Source organism: Cohnella suwonensis, from assembly GCF_042655365.1.
Taxonomy (GTDB): domain Bacteria; phylum Bacillota; class Bacilli; order Paenibacillales; family Paenibacillaceae; genus Cohnella; species Cohnella suwonensis.
The window spans coordinates 43,326-47,522 of the sequence record NZ_JBHSMH010000097.1; the positions used below are offsets into that span (position 1 = coordinate 43,326).

A 4,197-nucleotide genomic window follows, 5' to 3' on the forward strand; every position below is an offset into this window, starting at 1 on the left:
GACGAACAGTACGTATTCCGTCGTATGGCATCCTCTGGAGTTTAAGGATGTCGCGCAGCACTGGGCGAAGGATGCGGTAAACGACATGGGCTCGCGGATGGTCATCAGCGGCATCGGCAATGACATGTTCAATCCTGATCAAGATATTACGCGCGCGGAGTTTGCAGCGATTATGGTTCGGGGATTGGGGCTGAAGCTGGAGAACGGTTCAAGTCCATTTGCGGACGTGAAGACAACGGACTGGTACAGCACCGCGATTCAAACCGCCTACGCGTACAAACTGATCAGCGGGTTTGAAGACGGCAGCTTCCGCCCGATGGACAAGATCACACGGGAGCAAGCGATGACGATCATCGCGAAAGCGATGGAAATAACCGGTCTTGGGGCGAGCCTTGGGGCCAAAGCAGCAGATGAGCTTCTGAGTCCCTTCGCCGATGCGAGCAACGTATCGGAGTGGGCGAAGAACGGTATTGCCGACTGCTTGCAGGTCGGAATCGTCTCCGGCAGAAGCGGCACACAACTCGCGCCAAAAGCGTATATTTCCAGAGCGGAGGTCGCGGCCATCGTGCAGAGACTTCTGCAAAAGTCTGAACTGATTTAATACACAGGTGTAAATTTCAGGGTTATTCAGCAAGCGGTCAAACTAACTGCTTGAGGGATAACCCTTTTTTCATACTACCTGCTGCTATTCGCGAATCAGATAGGCTAAATTCACTCAATTGCAAACCCGAGATAGGACGAAATCGGCTTACTCACGCAGAAATGGCAGCCATGGTTGCAATATCGGCGAATTCGAAACGATCGCCAATTGTACAAAGGAAATTATATGGAAGATGACGGGTTCCTCTGGGCCCGTGAAGCGGAGGGGAAATGGAAGGACGCCTATGTCGCATTCATGAAGCGAATGGCGGACTACTACATTCTCGCGAACAAGCTTAAATCGGCTGCAGCTTGCCTGCAAAGCGCTCTGCATAGGAACCCGTTCCCCGACGATATCAACGAGACTATCCTCCAGGTGTATGCGCGGATGGGCGATCGGCAGTCGATGATCCGGCATTACGAACAGTTTGCGAAGCTATTGAAAGAAGAATTGGACATTGCACCGATGGAAACTACGGTTCAATTGTTCGAACGATTGTGCAGCGGCAGCGCCAGCGATATTTCGTTGGCGTGAGCCGCTTTTTTTGCGGGTCAGAATGTAGTCAGAGCGCTATGCTATGCTGAAATATGTCGGTTTGTGTGGAAAGTCAACGCTAGGGTTTACTACAAGAATATAAGGTGGAGAGAGTATGCAAAAACAATGGAAACGAGTCACGTCGCTCCTGCTGGCCTTTTTGATAGCTGCGAATGTGATTTTGGGATTGCCTGCGGGTTGGGGAGGACAAGCCTATGCTTCAAGCAGTGACATCATCACGACAGTGGCTGGAACAGGTACTGGGGGCTATTCGGGAGACGGAGGAGCGGCGACTTTGGCCGAATTGGACGGTCCATCTGGAATGGCGGTAGACAGCAGCGGTAATCTGTATATTGCGGATTCAAATAACAACATTATACGGAAAGTAGCAAAGGACGGTACGATCAGCACGGTGGCCGGAACGGGCGTTCAGGGTTATTTTGGAGACGGAGGACCGGCGACATCGGCCCAATTTTACTCGCCAAGTGGAGTGGCGGTAGACAGCAGCGATAATCTGTATATCGCGGATACGAATAACTTCCGAATACGGAAAGTAGCAACGGACGGTACGATCAGCACGGTGGCGGGAACGGGCGTTTGGGGCAATTCGGGAGACGGAGGACTGGCGACGTTGGCCAAATTTTACTCGCCAAGTGGAGTGGCGGTAGACAGCAGCGATAATCTGTATATAGCGGATAGTAGTGACAACAGGATACGGAAAGTAGCAACGGACGGAACGATCAACACGGTGGCCGGAAATGGCAGTAATGGTTATTCTGGAGAAGGACCGGCGACATTGGTCAAATTGAACAATCCAAGGGGAATCGCGGTAGATAGCATCGGGAATCTGTATATAGCGGATTATCAAAGCAACCGAATACGGAAAGTGACGGGCGGTACGATCAGCACGGTGGCGGGAACAGGCTCTGTTGCCTATTCGGGAGACGAAGGAATGGCGATCTCGACCAATATGGCTTATCCAACTGGAGTTGCAGTAGACAGCAGCGACAATTTGTATATAGCGGATTTTCAAAATTCCGTAATATGGAAAGTAATGGTAACGGACGGTACGATCAGCAAGGTGGCGGGAATAGGTGGTACTTCTGGCTATTCGGGAGACGGAGGAGCGGCGACCTTGGCCAAATTGCAAAACCCAAGGGGAGTGGCGGTAGACAGTAGCGGGAATGTATATATAGCGGATTCCTCTGACCGTATACGGAAGATGGGGAAGTACACCGTGACCTTCAATAGCAATGGCGGTTCGGCGGTGAGCAGCCAGTCAATGAGCTATGACGGTACGGGTACGGCAACGGAGCCGACTGATCCGACGAGGGCAGGGTACAGCTTCGGAGGCTGGTACAAGGACAGCGGCTTGACAGCGCAATTCAATTTCACAGAGTTTATCACTGGGGATAAGACGCTGTATGCGAAGTGGACGGCAGTGCCAGTGACGGGAGTGACGCTGGATGCCGGCACGTTGACGTTGACGGCAGGAGGAAGCACGGCTGCGCTGACGGAGACCGTCTCGCCAAGCAACGCACTGAATAAGAATGTAACATGGACGAGCAGCAACCCGTCGGTAGCGACGGTAAGCAGCAGCGGCGTGGTAACGCCAGTGGCAGCGGGAACGGCGACGATAACGGTGACCACGACAGATGGAAGCAAAACGGCGACGAGTGCAGTGACGGTGAGCGCGGCAACGGTGCCGGTGACAGGAGTGGCGCTGGATCAGAGCACGCTATCGCTGACGGTAGGAGGAACTGTGGGCACGTTGGCAGAGACGGTGTCCCCGAGCAACGCGACGGACAAGAGCGTGACGTGGTCGAGCAGCAACCCGTTGGTAGCGACGGTGAGCAGCAGCGGCGTGGTAACGCCAGTGGCAGCGGGAACGGCGACGATAACGGTGACCACGACAGATGGAAACAAAACGGCGACGAGTGCAGTGACGGTGAGCGCGGCAACGGTGCCGGTGACAGGAGTGGCGCTGGATAAGAGCACGCTATCGCTGACGGTAGGAGGAACTGTGGGCACGTTGGCAGAGACGGTGTCCCCGAGCAACGCGACGGACAAGAGCGTGACGTGGTCGAGCAGCAACACGTTGGTAGCGACGGTAAGCAGCAGCGGCGTGGTAACGCCAGTGGCAGCGGGAAAGGCGACGATAACGGTGACCACGACAGATGGAAGCAAAACGGCGACGAGTGAAGTAACGGTGAGCGCGGCAACGGTGCCGGTGACAGGAGTGGCGCTAGATAAGAGCACGCTTGCGCTGACGGTAGGAGGAACTGTGGGCACGTTGGCAGAGACGGTGTCCCCGAGCAACGCGACGGACAAGAGCGTGACGTGGTCGAGCAGCAACACGTTGGTAGCGACGGTGAGCAGCAGCGGCGTGGTAACGCCAGTGGCAGCGGGAACGGCGACGATAACGGTGACCACGACAGATGGAAGCAAAACGGCGACGAGTGCAGTGACGGTGAGCGCGGCAACGGTGCCGGGAGCACCACCGACACCAGATACATCGAACACACCAAACACCGGGGTAGACGTGTTGGTCAATGGCAAGGCTGAGAGCGCAGGCACGGCAACAACAACCAAAGTAAATGAGCAATCGGTAACGACCGTTGCGGTCGATTCGAAGAAGCTGGAGGACAAGCTCGCGGCGGAAGGCGAACATGCCGTGATTACGATTCCAGTGAATACCAAATCCGATGTCGTGATCGGAGAGCTTGACGGCCAAATGGTCAAAAACATGGAACAAAAGCAGGCGGTCGTTGAAATCAAAACGGAGAATGCGACCTATACGTTGCCTGCGCAGCAGATCAACATTAGTGCAATTTCGGATCAGCTCGGCAAAAGCATTCAGCTTCAGGATATTAAGGTAAAGATCGAAATTTCCAAACCAACAGCGGACACGGTGAAAATCGTAGAAAACTCGGCAGCTAAAGGGGAGTTAACCCTTGTCGTGCCGCCGCTCAACTTTACGGTAAAAGCCAATTACGGGGACACCACGATTGACGTGTCCAAGT

Annotated in this window: 3 protein-coding genes; all 3 read left to right on the forward strand. The window is 54.4% G+C overall.

The window, feature by feature from the left end; translation table 11 throughout:
• The coding region (locus ACFPPD_RS21680) for an S-layer homology domain-containing protein (protein WP_378083310.1) at positions 1-601 on the forward strand (601 nt) is incomplete at its 5' end.
• 174 nt (positions 602-775) lie between these two features.
• Positions 776-1,174, forward strand: a complete 399-nt coding sequence (locus ACFPPD_RS21685; protein ID WP_378083313.1) for a bacterial transcriptional activator domain-containing protein — start codon at positions 776-778, stop codon at positions 1,172-1,174.
• A 115-nt stretch (positions 1,175-1,289) separates the two neighbouring features.
• The coding region (locus ACFPPD_RS21690; RefSeq protein ID WP_378083316.1) for an Ig-like domain-containing protein at positions 1,290-4,197 on the forward strand (2,908 nt) is incomplete at its 3' end.